Annotated in this window: 18 protein-coding genes and 1 pseudogene; 8 read left to right on the plus strand and 11 right to left on the minus strand. The window is 40.6% G+C overall.

Translation table 11 applies throughout. From position 1 onward, the window contains the following. Positions 1–331 precede the first annotated feature (331 nt). Positions 332–772: pseudogene (locus tag ACFX4N_RS12040) on the plus strand (hypothetical protein); the annotation flags it as partial. A gap of 200 nt (positions 773–972) precedes the next feature. Here the strand turns inward: ACFX4N_RS12040 and ACFX4N_RS12045 are convergent. The 3 genes from ACFX4N_RS12045 to ACFX4N_RS12055 form a co-directional block, all read right to left on the minus strand. Then, positions 973–1,155, minus strand: a complete 183-nt coding sequence (locus tag ACFX4N_RS12045) for a hypothetical protein (protein WP_377261475.1) — start codon at positions 1,153–1,155, stop codon at positions 973–975. A 135-nt stretch (positions 1,156–1,290) separates the two neighbouring features. After that, entirely contained in the window at positions 1,291–1,491 is a 201-nt protein-coding gene (locus ACFX4N_RS12050) for a hypothetical protein (protein WP_377261477.1), read from the minus strand. Between the two features lie 459 nt (positions 1,492–1,950). Beyond that, on the minus strand, positions 1,951–3,285 hold the full coding sequence (locus tag ACFX4N_RS12055; RefSeq protein WP_053487552.1) for an SH3 domain-containing protein: 1,335 nt from the start codon (positions 3,283–3,285) through the stop codon (positions 1,951–1,953). A gap of 345 nt (positions 3,286–3,630) precedes the next feature. On the opposite strand from ACFX4N_RS12055, the gene ACFX4N_RS12060 reads away from it, so the two are divergent. The 3 genes from ACFX4N_RS12060 (at position 3,631) to ACFX4N_RS12070 (ending at position 5,598) form a co-directional block, all read left to right on the plus strand. After that, on the plus strand, positions 3,631–4,842 hold the full coding sequence (locus tag ACFX4N_RS12060; protein WP_192100212.1) for an AGE family epimerase/isomerase: 1,212 nt from the start codon (positions 3,631–3,633) through the stop codon (positions 4,840–4,842). Positions 4,843–4,975: 133 nt separating this feature from the next. Next, positions 4,976–5,278 (plus strand): hypothetical protein, encoded by a 303-nt coding sequence (locus ACFX4N_RS12065; protein ID WP_013058189.1) that lies wholly within the window; start codon positions 4,976–4,978, stop codon positions 5,276–5,278. Positions 5,279–5,295: 17 nt separating this feature from the next. Next, positions 5,296–5,598 carry a hypothetical protein gene (locus tag ACFX4N_RS12070; RefSeq protein ID WP_155660409.1) on the plus strand — a complete coding sequence of 101 codons (303 nt, stop codon included), beginning with the start codon at positions 5,296–5,298 and terminating at the stop codon, positions 5,596–5,598. A 47-nt stretch (positions 5,599–5,645) separates the two neighbouring features. Here ACFX4N_RS12070 and ACFX4N_RS12075 read toward each other — a convergent pair whose 3' ends face one another. Continuing rightward, positions 5,646–6,587 carry a magnesium transporter CorA family protein gene (locus ACFX4N_RS12075; RefSeq protein WP_377261480.1) on the minus strand — a complete coding sequence of 314 codons (942 nt, stop codon included), beginning with the start codon at positions 6,585–6,587 and terminating at the stop codon, positions 5,646–5,648. A gap of 166 nt (positions 6,588–6,753) precedes the next feature. Between ACFX4N_RS12075 and ACFX4N_RS12080 the strand changes: the two genes are divergently transcribed. Next, the gene (locus tag ACFX4N_RS12080; RefSeq protein ID WP_013058192.1) at positions 6,754–7,611 is read left to right on the plus strand and encodes an STAS domain-containing protein; all 858 of its coding nucleotides are present in this window, start codon (positions 6,754–6,756) and stop codon (positions 7,609–7,611) included. A gap of 42 nt (positions 7,612–7,653) precedes the next feature. Here ACFX4N_RS12080 and ACFX4N_RS12085 read toward each other — a convergent pair whose 3' ends face one another. Together ACFX4N_RS12085 and ACFX4N_RS12090 are read right to left on the minus strand one after the other, a co-directional pair. Then, complete coding sequence (locus ACFX4N_RS12085; RefSeq protein WP_029323273.1) at positions 7,654–7,878, minus strand: hypothetical protein; 225 nt, start codon at positions 7,876–7,878, stop codon at positions 7,654–7,656. Between the two features lie 31 nt (positions 7,879–7,909). After that, complete coding sequence (locus ACFX4N_RS12090; RefSeq protein ID WP_013058194.1) at positions 7,910–8,779, minus strand: SDR family oxidoreductase; 870 nt, start codon at positions 8,777–8,779, stop codon at positions 7,910–7,912. A gap of 222 nt (positions 8,780–9,001) precedes the next feature. Here ACFX4N_RS12090 and ACFX4N_RS12095 point away from each other — a divergent pair, with 222 nt between their 5' ends. After that, positions 9,002–9,340 (plus strand): YflT domain-containing protein, encoded by a 339-nt coding sequence (locus tag ACFX4N_RS12095; protein WP_057273671.1) that lies wholly within the window; start codon positions 9,002–9,004, stop codon positions 9,338–9,340. A gap of 284 nt (positions 9,341–9,624) precedes the next feature. Here the strand turns inward: ACFX4N_RS12095 and ACFX4N_RS12100 are convergent, their stop codons facing one another. Then, on the minus strand, positions 9,625–9,795 hold the full coding sequence (locus ACFX4N_RS12100; protein ID WP_171843225.1) for a hypothetical protein: 171 nt from the start codon (positions 9,793–9,795) through the stop codon (positions 9,625–9,627). 103 nt (positions 9,796–9,898) lie between these two features. Between ACFX4N_RS12100 and ACFX4N_RS12105 the strand changes: the two genes are divergently transcribed. Continuing rightward, positions 9,899–10,828 (plus strand): SDR family oxidoreductase, encoded by a 930-nt coding sequence (locus tag ACFX4N_RS12105; protein WP_013058198.1) that lies wholly within the window; start codon positions 9,899–9,901, stop codon positions 10,826–10,828. Between the two features lie 44 nt (positions 10,829–10,872). On the opposite strand, the gene ACFX4N_RS12110 is transcribed toward ACFX4N_RS12105, so the two are convergent. The 4 genes from ACFX4N_RS12110 to ACFX4N_RS12125 form a co-directional block, all read right to left on the minus strand. After that, positions 10,873–12,528 (minus strand): M14 family metallopeptidase, encoded by a 1,656-nt coding sequence (locus ACFX4N_RS12110; RefSeq protein WP_057273672.1) that lies wholly within the window; start codon positions 12,526–12,528, stop codon positions 10,873–10,875. Positions 12,529–12,952: 424 nt separating this feature from the next. Next, the gene (locus ACFX4N_RS12115) at positions 12,953–14,032 is read right to left on the minus strand and encodes a DNA alkylation repair protein (RefSeq protein ID WP_057273673.1); all 1,080 of its coding nucleotides are present in this window, start codon (positions 14,030–14,032) and stop codon (positions 12,953–12,955) included. Between the two features lie 2 nt (positions 14,033–14,034). Beyond that, entirely contained in the window at positions 14,035–14,517 is a 483-nt protein-coding gene (locus ACFX4N_RS12120) for a GNAT family N-acetyltransferase (protein ID WP_025750834.1), read from the minus strand. 80 nt (positions 14,518–14,597) lie between these two features. Continuing rightward, complete coding sequence (locus ACFX4N_RS12125; RefSeq protein ID WP_274589109.1) at positions 14,598–15,083, minus strand: DUF2306 domain-containing protein; 486 nt, start codon at positions 15,081–15,083, stop codon at positions 14,598–14,600. 99 nt (positions 15,084–15,182) lie between these two features. Here ACFX4N_RS12125 and ACFX4N_RS12130 point away from each other — a divergent pair, with 99 nt between their 5' ends. Then, complete coding sequence (locus ACFX4N_RS12130) at positions 15,183–15,440, plus strand: GerAB/ArcD/ProY family transporter (protein ID WP_223269008.1); 258 nt, start codon at positions 15,183–15,185, stop codon at positions 15,438–15,440. Positions 15,441–15,461: the final 21 nt, after the last annotated feature.

Raw genomic sequence — 15,461 nt, forward strand, 5'->3', positions numbered from 1 at the left:
AAACATTTCCTCTATGAGTGAATACCGTATAGAATACTGCAAAGAAAGGGTGATTATTATAAAAAAGTATTATTTCCATTACAATGATAAAGATGATAAATATTATGTAGAAAAATCTTATCCTTACAAGAAGAAAGCTTCCCTTAACAATAAGAAAGAGCAGTTTCAAGAAGATGCCCCTGAGGAAGCACGCGGCTGGGCTTATGGACGTGAAGAAGGTAGCTCTGAAGAATCACAAGTTTGGACTTATGGACGCGATGAAGATTTCTATGAAGAATCACATGATTGGGCTTCTAGATATAAAGAAGATAAAGACAAAAAAGGAAGCATGCGGGAGTCAGCATTTAGAGCGCTCAATTTAACGATGCCTCAAAATGTTTCTGCAAATACGTTTGTAAAAGCAGTTTTCCCAACTGAACAATTTGATTTAGCAAATGAATATAACCCGATTACTTCTACCTTCCGCCCCAAAAAAGATGGCGTATATTCCATCATTGCTACAATTGGATTCTCTCCTAACGACCAGATGCTAGATTATAGAACTCGTATAGAAATACGGGTAAATGGGACCTCAGCTATCGCTATCGATAACGATTTCTTTGGCGGTAACACACCGTTTGTTAATGCGGTATCCGTGTCCACTATTTACAATTTAGAAGCTGGAGATCGCCTTGAAGTTTTTGTTCAAAGCAGCATAGCTGGTACAATCGTCACATCCGAAGATGGCTCACATTTTGAAGCAGCGAGATTTCCTTCTCCAACAAATAACTAACACTAGCTTTTAGACAAAAGCATCAATCCCCTCTTTTTAGATCGCTTCATTTTTCTAAAGGAGGGGATTTATATAAACATTAGTGGTCTAAAGGTCTGTAGAAACTTTTTAAGCGTTTGTATGTACATAATTTTTTAGTAGATTTATAGCATTAATCCAGTGTATAAAATCATGTACTTCTATGTAGTCTGCTGCCTCACTCACGCTTGCTTCGCTAACTTTTCCGTTACGCTGCCGAGTTCTTCAACTAACCCACCTAAAAATTCCGCCGTCTGGTCAATGATCTGCAGCGATTGCAGCTGACGCACGGAAGCAGAAGAAATGCTGCTGACGCACGGAAGCAGAAGAAATGCTGCTGCTGCTTGCAGCCGATTGGCTGGCAAAAACGGTCATATCGCTGACGGCATGGAGCACCTGCGTAGATCCGGCTGCTATTTGCTGTGCGGAAGCAGCCGTTTGCTGAATTTGCTCGTGAACGTAGGCAGATGCGTCGGCGATTCGATTAAAAACATTTTCCGCTAGTAAGGGTAAAGGGAGTGATACACCCGCTCAGGGAGTACGCTTTCTAGCCGCATATCCGCTTCTCCTTGGCACCGTACAAGCTTAGCAGCCGCCTTATTCATTTTTTTATAATAAAGATGTTGGTTCTTTACTTCCGCTAAAAAAACCAGCTCATTCATTTGATCAAAATAAAATTCAAACATATGATCTTTCAACATGGTAGGATGCATCTCCTTCGTTTTTTCACAGATGAACGCCCCCTGTACTTTACACTTCTGTATGAAATATACACTAGATCTTTTCGCACACAAACACAACTTTTAATGTACAAATAGTAGTTCTTTTGTATCATTACCTACCCTCCTTCACAAGAAGGGTAAACATGATGAACAAAAATAAAAGAGAGTGAGGCATGGCTAAATCAAAGACGAACAAATGGGACAAAGAAGCTCGTAGGGGTTATTGGTTACACCGCGGTTGATTTCCGTGCAAAACTTTGCTTTCCCCAGGATCCTTCACCTTGCCCTCCACTCAACCGCTAGAAGCACCTGCATACATGAAACCTACTTTCACCAAAACAATTAAAAAATCCGAACGCGTTTGACTCTTGATAGAGAATCAAACGCGTTCGGATCTTCCTTCAACTAAGCTACTTTTATTCTAGCCTCTTTTTTAAACTACTTAATTCCGTAATATTCTTCAAGCGTAATGCCTTTACTTTTAATCGCCTGCGCCACTGGTTTGCCTACATATCGCAAATGCCACGGTTCATATTTATAGCCGGTTACCGCTTCTTTTCCTTTTGGATAACGAATAATAAATCCATATTCTGCTGCGTGGGCGTCGAGCCAAGTTGCTTCTTTTGTTCCGCCAAAGCAGTCTTGAGCAGCACATGTACCGTCTCCTTTTGTTACATCAATTCCAAGACCCGTTTCATGTTCACTCGTGCCTGGCAGTGCACTATAAGTTGCCGCTTTATCATAACCATCTCTTTGAACATACGAACTAAAAAGCGCGCTTTGCGTTGCATGTGAACGGTAAGCTGATACGCCAAGAAGCGTAACGCCTTGTTTTTTCGCACCCGCAAATAACTGTGCAATAGCAGCGGCTGCTTCACTGCGCATTTTTTTCTTTTCCGTTTGTTCTTTGAATGTAAATGGAATCGTTGTATATACTAAATCTTTCGGAACGTAGTTTTCCGGAAGCTTGTTTTGTTTATTCACAACAACTTGTATGCTTTCAGGGTTCGAAACCACTTTCATACCAGCTAATGCTCGTACGTATTGACCGCTTACATAACCAGCCTTACCTTGATACGTAATTTTCAGCCAGCCGTTTGCTGCTTTAGCCGTTACGTCTAGCTGTGTGCCGGCTTTAAGTGTTGCCATGACAGCACCAGAAGTTGAAGCAGTTGTTCGAACATTTAAATTCGCCGTTGCCACATAGACAGAAGCCGCCGGAGCTGGAGCTGGAGCCGGTTCAGAAGAACCCGTTGATTCCTTTACGTATTGCGTGCTCACATAGCCCGTTTTGCCTTGATAGCTTACTTTTAGCCAGCCGTTCGCTGCTTGTTCTGTCGACGTTAGCTGCGTGCCTTGTTTGACCGTTACAACAATCGCGCTTGAAGTCGATGGACCGCTTCGAATATTTAAATTTGCCGTTGTTACATAGGTTTTGGTCGTTGAACTCGCAGACTTTTTAACATACTCACTGCTTACGTAGCCCGTTTTGCCTTGATAGCTTACTTTCAGCCAGCCGCTTGCTGCTTGTCCAACTACCGTTAGCTGCGTGCCTTGTTTGACCGTTGCAATAATCGCGTTGGACGTCGATGGACCGCTTCGAATATTTAAATTCGCCGTTGTTGTATATGTTTCCGCCGCTGCGCTTGCGACAGTTGGCTCACCCGTAAAATTTAAAGAATGAAGACCTAGAGTTCCTGCCCCTACAAGTGTAAAAGCAAGACCTGTTACCGCTAATTTTTTGTAAAATCTTTGTTTGTTCACTTCTGTCATTTTTTATACCTCATTTGCAAAATATAATAGAAATACATGCTGCTAGTTTAATAGGTTAAGTGAAAACAGGATCCGATGTTTAAGCTCAACCTTAACTAAACAACATTAAGTAAAATTATTCGACGTCTAGAGGCTTACCATTACTTCGTTCCAGCTAGCACGTACTTTTAGAATACCGGATAATCGTGTCAAAAGTATATCAAAATATTTCAAACTTGTTTCCAAACTGATACATTTTCAACAAAAATAGAATAATAGAGCAGAAACAGCAAAAAAACCCTTACGTTTACTCCCAAATTCTTAGGGTAAAAAATAACTAAAAACAAAGATTGAGATGGTGATAAAATGAACACGGCAACGGATTTTTCCTCAACTGCGTTTCGAGAACCCCCCACATTAAAACAGCATATTTTTGATACGCTTCGTTTCTACTACCCCGCTTGTATTGACAAGAAAAACGGCGGGTATATCCATGAATACTACGACGACGGCACCGTCAACAACACGCATTCAAAACACTTGGTAAGTACGGCGCGCTTTATTTATATCTTCAGTGTAGGGGCTCTTTTAAACGGACCGGATTGGTGCAAAGAAGCAGCTCAGCACGGCATTCGTTTTCTACAAAACAACCATTATGATAGAGAGCACGACGGGTATTTTTTTGAAATAGCCGATGACGGAGAAGTAAAAGATGATTCTAAACAAGCATATGGCCACGCTTTTGCTCTTTTAGCTTCTTCCATCGCGTATCAAGCCGGCATTCAAGAAGCAAAAGAAACAATTGAACAGGTATATGACGTGATGGAAAAGTACTTTTGGGAAGAAACGCACGGCTTTTACCGAGATGAATGGGACGCATCGTGGTCAGCCTCTTCTTTATATCGCGGCCAAAATGCAAATATGCATATATGTGAAGCGATGCTTTCTGCCTTTGAAGCAACAAGAGATAAAAAATACTTAGACCGAGCGTACACGCTTGCAAAAGGCGTTACTCAGCAGCTTGCTGAACGATCTGGCGGCATGATCTGGGAGCATTATGATACAGACTGGCAGCCAGATTGGGAATACAATAAAAACAATACAAAGGATGAATTTCGTCCGTACGGCTTTATACCAGGACATCAGTTTGAATGGAGCAAGCTGCTTTTATGGCTTGATCGGCACCGTTCGGAAAACTGGATGACAGAACGTGCAAAAGATTTATTTGATAAGGGCTGGAACCGAGGCTGGGATGCTAGGTACGGAGGTCTTTACTTTGCGCTGTCTCCTCAAGAAGAGGTCATTGATTGGGATAAAAACTACTGGGTGATGGCCGAAGCCATTTCTGCGGCTTCACTGCTTGGGGTAAAAACCGGAGACAGCGGATATTGGAAAGCATACGACGCCCTGTTCTCCTACTGTCAGAAACACTTTATCGATCACACATATGGAGGGTGGTATCAGCTGTTAAATCAGCAAAACGAACGCTACAGCTCGAAAAAAAGCCCCGCTCCTAAAGCCGATTATCACCCTGTGGCAGCTTGCTATCAAACGCTGATAGCACTGAATTCTCTTTGAGATAATGCTCATGAAGAAACCGTTTTCTAGCAAATGCGTTTATTTCTTTTATTTAAGGGAATTTACTTACTAACAATCAATGTTTCTACAATTCAGAAAAAGCTCGACTATATATATGCAAGGAGTGAGGACGATGTATTTTTACGCGTTAGCACAAGGAACAGATTCTGGAGATCCAGTAACACTGCATCATGAGAAGAAATTTTCGAAAAAAGAATTTTTAGAGATGTTTAATGAAGCATTAGATGAGTTGGATACGCATCCAGCTCCAAGCGCTGTCGGTGAATACCTTTGCCGTGCGTACGGATTTCAAGAAATTGAAATCGAGACGGGTGTTGTATGCTACTGCGCTCCTTTTAGAAAGCTAGACGACTCGGATATTATAGAAGACCGTACGTACATGGACGCCACGACCGGAACACTAAAATACAACTAACCAAAAAGAAAGGTTGGATGCGTGTGAAGACCGTACAGAACATTTATCGAACGAGTGAAGCTGTACCAGAATCGGGCGCTTACGTTTGTGCGGAAGGTGAAATTAAACTCTTTCAAAAAGATGATCTTTTTACACCTTGCCCACATACACGTGAATCAACGACGTGGAAGCCTGTAGATGACGCCTTTTCAACCGGAGAATTGGTTCCGCAAACCGGTCGCTATACCGACGAAAACGGCAATCAAGTAAAGCTAAAAGAAAACGATTTATTTCCAAGATGCCTTCGTTCAGGTGAGCCTACGACGTGGAGGCGAGGATAACAGACAACAAAGCAGCCGCTTATTAAGCGGCTGCTTTTTCTTGAAGCTTATTTAAAAAATGAATTCTTTTTTCTTCCTTTTAACAGATCGCCCGTCCACCCTTTCATTCGTAAATAGAGATAAATGGCCACGGTTGAAAGAACAATTAAAATGAGTGCGTAGACATAGCCAAACTTCCAGTCAAGCTCCGGCATCCCTTTAAAGTTCATTCCCCAAAGAGCTCCAAAAGCCGTTAAAGGCGTACTGATTGCTGTCAGCAGCGTTAAAGCTTTCATAATCTCATTTCCTCGATGAGTAGACACAACTTCTTCTAATTTAATTAACGCGTCAAATTCTTTTTGATATTGTTCAATTAGCGTTAAGCCGATTTCGATTTTTTTACACATCCGCTGATATTCGACCGTTTGGTTAATTTTTTTATGAAATGCTTCTTCTATTCCCATTGTGACTTCTCGAACAGAGCTAATTAAATTTGTCCATATAAGCAGGTCATACCGGGCTTTATGAATGTCATCTAACACGTCAATGTTATTATTATGGCGCACTTCCCACAGAAGCTCTCTGAAATGACTTTCAAACTGATCAAACCCGTTTAAGTGCTTTTTCATAATTTCGCCTAAAAGAATAAAAAAGCTTTCTGCCGTGTTAGCAGACTGCTTCATGCGGTCAATCATTCGTTCATGATGGGTGTCTTGTAGGATTTCCAAATCAATTCCTGCCGTTATAATAAACTCCTCGGTGATATAAAAATGAAACGAATCGTAATTTTTTTGATCAAACGACTTCTTATGATAAATTAGTGAACCATAAATGAGCTCACTTCCCCCTACGACATCTACTTGAATATGATTAGAATTTTTCTTTTGCAGCTGCTGGCAAAACCATTCATCTCTTGGATACTGATAGTCTTTGATTATATCAGCTATTCCATCTGCTTCTTCTAAATCAAACTGATACCATTTCCATTGATCGTTCGTCACGGTATTCATACTTTCCCTCTTTCCCCTTTTATTAGAATTTTTCCCTATATACAATCATTTAAAACCTATCACGCAAAATAAACATACATTTCATATCCATCTTTATAAAAAAGGTGCTATAATAAATACGTTGCTCACATGCGCAATGCTTTATCAGTTTGAGAGGAGAATAACAGTGAAGAAAGATATCGCTTTACGTTCTTATCTGCTAGAAAATGCACCAAATATGACGGAAGAATGGTATGAATCTTTGGACAAAAAGTCTTCTGAAGGCGTATATACCTCTAGTAACCCCGATGTCATTCAACGCTTAAAAGCGCAAAACTATGAATTTCATTTATATATTAGCAACGTCTTTATAGAAGATGAAAAAAGCTTTTTTGAATCTTTTAACACGTGGCTAAATAAAGTTGCCAAAGACCAAGAACATATCAGAACACCCATTCAAAGTATTATTAAAGAATTTATGAACGTCCGCAAACAATACTGTGAGTATATTCGACGGTTTGCAGAACTTAACGATGACATCACTCAGCAGCATATTGATGTGTGGAATGAAAAAGTAGTAAGGGTATTTGATATTATTATTTTGAAATTCATCACAGAAGCGCAGGAGTACGCATCAAACCGCCTCCGCTCGCAGCAGGAAATGATTCATGAATTAAGTTCACCTGTTATTGTGATTAAAAAAGACGTTGCTCTTTTACCGTTAGTCGGCGATATTGATACGGCAAGAGCCAAAATGATCCTAGAAAGCACGTTAAAACAGTGTGCAGAGAAGCAAATCGCTCATTTGTATATTGATTTGTCAGGAGTTGTGATGATTGATACAATGGTCGCACACGAGCTGTTTCAGCTGATAAATGCGCTTGATTTAATCGGCGTTAAATCAATTTTATCGGGCATTCGCCCTGAATTAGCTACTACTGCGATGCAGCTTGGACTGAAATTTGATCATATACGAATTAAATCGAATCTTGCTCAGGCATTAGAAGATGATTCAAAAATTGTAATTGCTTCTAGCACTCATTAATATAGGGAGACAAACAAAAAAACAGCCCGAGAAGGCTGTTTTTTATTTTCTATGATGAATGTTTTCAGAACCTGATTCATCTTTCGTTTTCGTTTTATTTTTCTCTTCTTTTTGTTCAAGTCTTATGTCTTCCATTGGCATAGGATCCACCGTTTCTTCTTCTTTGAAACGTTCAAATAACGTTTCGTCTTGATCTGTTACACGCTGTTCCGTTTCATCTCTTTTTTTAGGTGCATTTGATATAGATCTTTTCTGGCGTTCTCCCATCTTTTCTCCTCCTTTACTATAGGTGGTGCAATTATGTGTTCATGAAATCTCCGCCGTTGACATGAAGCGTTTGACCGGTCATATAAGATGAATCATTTGAAGCTAGCAGTACATAGCAGCCTACGTGCTCCACAGGATGCCCAGGTCTGCCCATCGGCGTATCGGTACCGAATTCTCCTACTTTATCACCTGAGAAAGTAGACGGAATAAGCGGTGTCCAGATTGGTCCCGGCGCTACAGCATTAACGCGAATGCCATCTTTGACAAGCGCTTGCGCCATGCTGCGCGTAAAGCCGTTGATTGCACCTTTTGTCGCCGTATAATCGATCAGCTGAGGATTTCCGCGGTAAGGATTAATTGACGTTGTATTAATGATCGCACTGCCTTTTCCTAAGTAATCAAGCGCTTTTTTCGTAAAATAAAAGTATGAATAAAAGTTCGTTTTGAACGTTCGTTCAAGCTGTTCACTTGTAATTTCTTTAATGCTTTCTTTTGGATGCTGCTCTCCTGCATTGTTCACAAGAATATCAAGCTTTCCAAGCTCACTTACTGTTTTTTCTACCGCTTCGTTACAGAACGATTCGTCTCCTACGTCTCCTGCAATCAGCAGACATCTTACACCTTCTTCTTCAATGCGGGCTTTTGTTTCCTCGGCGTCGCTATGTTCGTTTAAGTAAACGATGGCTACGTCCGCTCCTTCTTTCGCATAAGCAATGGATACAGCTCGTCCAATTCCGCTGTCTCCTCCGGTAACTAGCGCTACTTTTCCTTTTAATTTTCCTGTACCAATGTAATTGTCATCCTCATAAATAGGGAGAGGATTCATCTCGCTTTCGATACCCGGCTGGCGGTCTTGCGTTTGCTGGGGCTGACCTTGTGTTTGTTGATCTTGTAAATTCATTTTAATCTCCTCCTATTTTTGATGGAACTTTTTAGTATAGTCTACGTTTAGCCTTCTGTTTTGAAGTTCAAACATCTTTTTTTAAAAATTTATGATGTTTCTATTCTCTTTTACTATCTTAGAAAATTCATAGAAAACAAGTTTAAAGTTGGAAACAAAGGCTACAGAATGAGTAGAAGATGTATTTCAGAAATATCTTTTATTAGGAGGTTTGGTTGGTATATGAAACACATTGAAATAGCAGAAAACCAAGAGGAGGCAACCTGCATCATCCATTCTTTTTTAAAAAAAGGATTTACAAGCAAAGATATTTACCTGCTGGCCTACGATAAAGAATGGGCTCAGAATTTAACGGAGGCAACACATACAAAAAAGTACAGAATGGCAGAGCAAGGTATTTTTGAAACAGCGGTAAACATGCTTCTCTCAAGAGAAGATGAGCTACTTTCAAAAATGGCTTCTCTCGGCTTATCTAATCAAGAAGCAAACCGGTATAAAGAAGAGATGAAACAAGGACATATCGTGGTGATTGGCGCACAGAGTCAGTCGATTCCCTACTAAAACAGCGGAAACGTTTTTTAATAGCATATAAGGGTATTTAGTAAAATAAACCATTTCTATCAAGAAAGGAAGTTATTAACGATGTTAAACTATTTGGGAATTCAGATAGGCTCTCTTTACTTTCCTACTAGTATTTTGCTTATCACGTTTCTTGTATTAATCGGCTTTTTTATTTATTTCCTATCTAGAAGAAGAAAAAACCGCCAGGAATCACGTGAGCACTCACGAGGAAAATAAAAGAGAAGGTCAATTTAAAAGCCCTTCATGCAGAAGGGCTCTTTGTACTATAAAACAGGCAGATACTTCTCATAGCGAGGGTTTACATAAAAAGGCGGACGAGGTCCTAAAAGCGGTAGCAGAAAAGGCCGAGAATCAGAGTTATAGATTACTTCCACCGTCTGATTTGACCCGTCCATTAGCAATAGCTTCACTTCTTCACTGTAGTAATATCGCATGAACTCCCCTTCTTTCTCGCATTCTACACTCTTTATACGTATGCATGAGAGATCGATCTATGTCATAGAGTGAAAGAGTGATGCTTTTTGAGGAGGTTGTTTTATGTGTCCAAACAATGAATTTTATCAGGACAAGCAAGGGTATCCGATGCAGCCGAATTACGGAAAAATTACGCGCTATGAAGACGTTCCGATTACGGTTCCTGAACAGCGGCAGCTTCGCCAGCCCGGGTTAGAAAGTTTGATGGTTCCGCGTCCCATTATCGAAAATCCGCATTACAAAGGAAGCGGCAAGCTAAAAGGAAAAATTGCTCTCATTACAGGCGGTGACAGCGGAATCGGAGCAGCCGCTGCCATTGCCTTCGCTAAAGAAGGAGCAAACGTTGCGATTGCTTATTTAGATGAACATGAAGATGCAAATCGAACGAAGGCAAGGATTGAAGAACTGAGTCAAAAATGTGTGCTGCTTCCCGGCGACGTGCGGGACAAACAGCACTGTAAAGACATCGTCGAAAAAACGGTAGAAACGTTCGGTCAGCTTGATATTTTGTGCAATAACGTAGGCGTTCAGTTTCAGCAGATGAGTCTTTTAGACATCACCGATGAGCAGTTTGATCATACATTTAAAGTGAATATCTACTCGCACTTTTACACGACGCGTGCCGCTCTGCCTCATTTAAAAGCCGGCAGCTCGATTATTAATACTGCTTCAATTGTGACGTATAAAGGCTATGAACAGTTAATTGACTATACGGCAACTAAAGGAGCCATTGTCGGTTTCACTCGTGCACTTTCCAATAGCCTGATTAAAGACGGCATTCGCGTAAACGCCGTAGCGCCGGGGCGCATTTGGACGCCGCTCATTCCAGCAAGCTTTTCAGCTGATCAAGTAACGCAAGTGGACAATCCGATGGAGCGCCAAGGGCAGCCGTTTGAACTTGCTCCAACCTACGTGTATCTCGCAAGCGACGACTCACGGTTTGTCACGGGACAAACGCTGCATGTAAACGGCGGAGAGTGGGTTTCTTCTTAGACATCAATAAAAAAAAGCATGAAGCCAAGCTCCATGCTTTTTCATTATTTACGGGATTCTTTTTGCAAAGGCGATTTTTCAATTGAACGCGTAAATCGGTAAACATCAAGCTCTTGTCCTACTTCTGAAGGCAAATACCCAAACGTCGTGAAACTGTCCACCGATTCCGGTTCAAGCGATAGAGACAATAAATTGTTTTGCGGCTGAGAGGTTAAAAAGACGTAGCTTCCTTTTGGAAACGTTACTGTTTTTGACTTGACGATTGTTTGCACATCTACATTTGGCTTGTTTTCGTAGGCTTCATTTTCTATGCGGCTGCTGACGTTATACGCTTCTACTGAAAGAACCGTTTCTTTCGTTAATTTGAAGCCTTTTACGCCTTGTCCCTGCAGTTTTGCTGCTACATCTTCGTGTCCTGGTTTTAAAAGATAAGCAGTCGGACGTTCGCGGACAAGCGTCGGCGTTGCTTCTTTTGCACTGTAGTACGTCACGGGAACTTCTTTAACAGACGCACTTTCCACATCGACCATTTCTAACGTGGAGTTTGGTATTTTTTCATTTTCACTGTTTACAACAATTGGGTCATGATCATTTGCATTTTTTCCTTTTTTAACAAGCGCCGCTTTTTCTTTTGCAATCAGCGCCTTAATTTGTTTGGCGTGATCAGCTGTTTGGGTAATCAGCTTTTCTTGCGTAGCAATTTGTGCACTCACTCGCCGCGGAAAATCTTCTCGTCCAATACCGATCCCTCTGCTTTCAACTAAAAACGAAAACGAAGGATACAAGCCTAGTGAGTTTCGGCCAATTCGCGGTTCAACTGAGCCTTCTTCCACTTCAAGCTGCCCTTGTTTATTCACTTGAGACGTATAGTATACTTCTCCTGAATATCCTTGCTTTTCAATGGCTGTAAGCGTACTGTTCACAAACAGCTCATCAGACACGTCTCGAATGCGCTGCGGAATATTTAAGTTTCGACCGGACTGCAGTAAAATGTCGTGATACTTCCACACGCCTTCTTTACCGATATTTTTAAATCCGCTGCTGTAAGGCGTATATTCATGAGCATCAATGACGACTTCCGGTGAAAAACGGTTAAATTCAGCTCGTACGCTCTGCACTTCCGGGCTTTCAAGCTTTATGTAGTCGCGGTTTCCATCTAAATTATTTGCTAGCTGACGTTTAAATGCATAAGATCCGTCTGGATTAATGCGCGGCACAATGACGATGTTCACTTTATTTAGCACATCTTTTCCAAAGTCTTCTGTCAAACGCGTCGCAACGGCGAGTACGGATTCACCGCTTGCCGGTTCATTACCATGAATTTGACTTTGAAGCCAAATCGTTGGCTTTTTGGATGTTTTTCCATCCGCAAATTTCTTTTCCTTTGAAAAATACAGAGCCGGAATGTCTCGTCCTTGCTGTGATTTACCGATAATCTTCAGCTTTACGTACGGACTTTTATGAGCAAGCTTTTGAACATAGCTCATCATTTCTTCTTGAGTCGTAAATGCGTCTTGTCCTTTCATAAATGCCGGCGTTGCTTCATTCACCTTTATTTCTGGATAAAGCGCTTTAATTTTTTCCGGCTGACTATAGTCTTTTCCGTAATAAGGCATCTCAGCTTGTACCGCAAGCGGCGACAGCAATAATCCAATCGACAAAAGAGCCGGCACGGCTGTTCGTTTTACATTTTTTTTCATTCATTTACTCCTCCCCATCCCCTTGGTTAGACATTTTAAATTTTTAAAATATTTAAAATGTTACATAAATAATTATACCGTTTAAGGAAATAACTTCAAGATAAGGGAGCTGAACCTTTTTGACTATTTTAATGTAAGAGAGGAGTACGATTTTATAACAAAGAGATTGGGACATAACAAACCCAACTCCATATGAAGACGACCAATCAGGATAAATGATCTAAACCGCTTTTCCCACCGCAGTTGATTTCCATGCAAGACTTCGCTTTCCGCGGGAGTCTTCGCCTTACCCTCCAATCAACAGCTAGAAGCAGCTACATACATGAGACCTACGTTCACCATCTTAATAAAAAAACACGAACTATTAATCAATTTTCGATAGATAGTTCGTGTTTAAATTCACCTAAACTAATTTTTTCAGTCTCTACTCTATCACAAAGTCCGCTTCTGCTTTTATCACTCCGTTTACAATAACAGAAAGCGTATGCGTACCGCTGTAATGTTTTCGTGTACTTAAATCTTTAAACGCATGCTTTTTTGTGACTGTCAGCGTTTGGCCTGCTTTTGCTTGAACATTTTTTAGCATAAACACTTTTTGAGTGCGGTTTCCTTTTGCTTTTACGTAATGAATTCCATACTCTATGCGAAGCGGCATGTTTTTTTCTACCGATAAGTCAAAGGAAAAGTTAATGCTATCACCAATCGTAATGACATGCGGCTGTAAGCTAAGCCCTGTGACATTTACTCCTGGGTCATCTCCATAGCCAAAAAGAGACAGAGCTTCAGGGTCTCCTTTTTTCAAAAGTGAACGGCACGCATGTTTAACGATCCAATCGGTTTTAACGTCTTTTCCGTACCATCTTTTCATCACGTCAAGCATCCAATCTTTTTCTATGTAAGAAATATCATTTAAATGGTTGGCTACGCTTTTTCGGACATAGAGCGATTCATCGCATTTTAACTGCTCTAAAATCGGCAGCGTTTGCTTCGGATCTTGCTTTAACGCAGGTACCGATTGTCCCCATGGAAGTCTAGGCCGGCTCCCTTCGCTTGCTAATCTGCGAATATGATGGTTTTCATCTCCTGCCCATTCAATCATTTGCTCAAGCATCCGTTTTTGATCTTGAATTAAAAACGGACGCACCGCAAATTCTGATGTGGAAAACGGTGTAAAAAAAGCGAGTGCTTTTATTGAAACTTCCCAAGCGTTCAATCCGTAAAGTTCAACATAATCTGGAAAAATCGTGCCTTGAAGTCCTCCTACCGTTGGAGCTACTTTATATAGAATATGAAGCGCTTCTTCATAATCCGCTGGCAGCACTTCATGCATGGAAAGCGTAATTCTTCTCATGCGCTCTTTCAGCGCTAAGTCTTCCCAGTCCTGTTGAAAAACCAGTTCATGAAATCCTTTTTTATCAAATGAACTCATTTCACGTGAAAAAGCGTCGCTTAAGTGCGTAATCAATTCTTCATTAAATACGCTTTTACGTAACTCTTCAGCCATACTTATCCCTCTTTTCCAGGCAGTATTTTATTTTCTTTTGAATAAAGCGCCCGCTCGTACATGCCTTTTTTAAAAATTTGCATAAACAGCTGCTTATTTTTAACTTCTTTAAATCCGTACTGACTGTACAAACCGTGAGCATCTTTTGTTGCCAATAAAATTTTTCGTACGTGTTGAATCGGCTGATAGCGAATCATTTCTTGTACCAGCGCTTTTCCAAGCCCGTTGCCTCGGGCGTGCGGCAGAATAAACACATCCGCCAAATAAGCAAACGTCGCAAAATCTGAAATAATCCGTCCAAACCCTACTTGTTTATCGCACTCATCATACACGCCAAAACAAATGGAATGTTCAATAGACGTTTGAACAAGGTGAAGCGGAATTCCTTTTGCCCAGTATGATTCATGATGAAGGTACGAGTAGATGACATCTATATCAAGCTTTTCTTTATCCGTATGTATGGTAAACTGATGATTTTCTTTCATGCTGCAGCCTCCTTGCTTCTCTATCATAGCACAAATGTTCGCAACAGAAAAAAGCCTTTTGCGGTAAAAGGCTTTTTTGGTTAGTATGATATTTTTTTAGAAACGGAAGGAGTTTTTCTATAGAGTCTTGCGACTATGTAAATAAGCGGACTGCCAATAATCGTCGGCAAAAACCAATATGAAAGGTCGGGAAGCTTGTTTAACAGCGGAATACTGTCTCCAATATTCACAAGCAGCGCGGTAACGGCGCCGATATAAGACCCCAGCATACCGCGAATATGGTGTTGAAGCCAGCTCTTCCATTTTTGCTTGCGTGCTACATAGCCGTAGATCGCTAATCCGTATGAAAACACGGCAATATAAAATAAATAAGCAATTTCATTCCATTTCCAAATCGCTAAAATGATAGCTGTGGCAGCTAGTGCTGCATAAGAACCGTGATACACTTCTCCCCATTTGGTATGCCGTCCTTTTTTCTTAGCCGCTAGCATAGACACCATTCCTGAAAGCAAACAAATTATACCGAGTCCAATATGTATACTTAATATAACTTCAAATAAATCCAACGCGTTCTCTCCTTTTACGTACTTCTCTCTTATATCTTCGGCTAACATACTTAATTTTTAACAAAATATCCCTGTTTATTTACAAACGCTTTCACTTTAATCACTGGAACGTTCTTTAAAATCGGTCTATTGTTCTATGCTACTGTGCTGGGCCTTTCTCATGTGTTTAAGCTTAAAAACCCGTCACCGCTTGTATCTCCAATCGGCTTAGTCGTTTTGTTTTATTCATTGTCTCTTGCTCAAAACTATTTTAAACATGTCCATCAAGGATTAAAAATCGGTCCATTTACTTTACATCTTTCGTTTCAAATCGTCATACCGGCTCTTTTGCTTGTGATTGCCTTTTTAAGAAATTGAAAAAATGTACAATCTATCAAC

The sequence above is a fragment of the Priestia sp. YIM B13551 genome (assembly GCF_042787905.1).
In the GTDB taxonomy this organism is placed as follows: Bacteria; Bacillota; Bacilli; order Bacillales; family Bacillaceae_H; genus Priestia.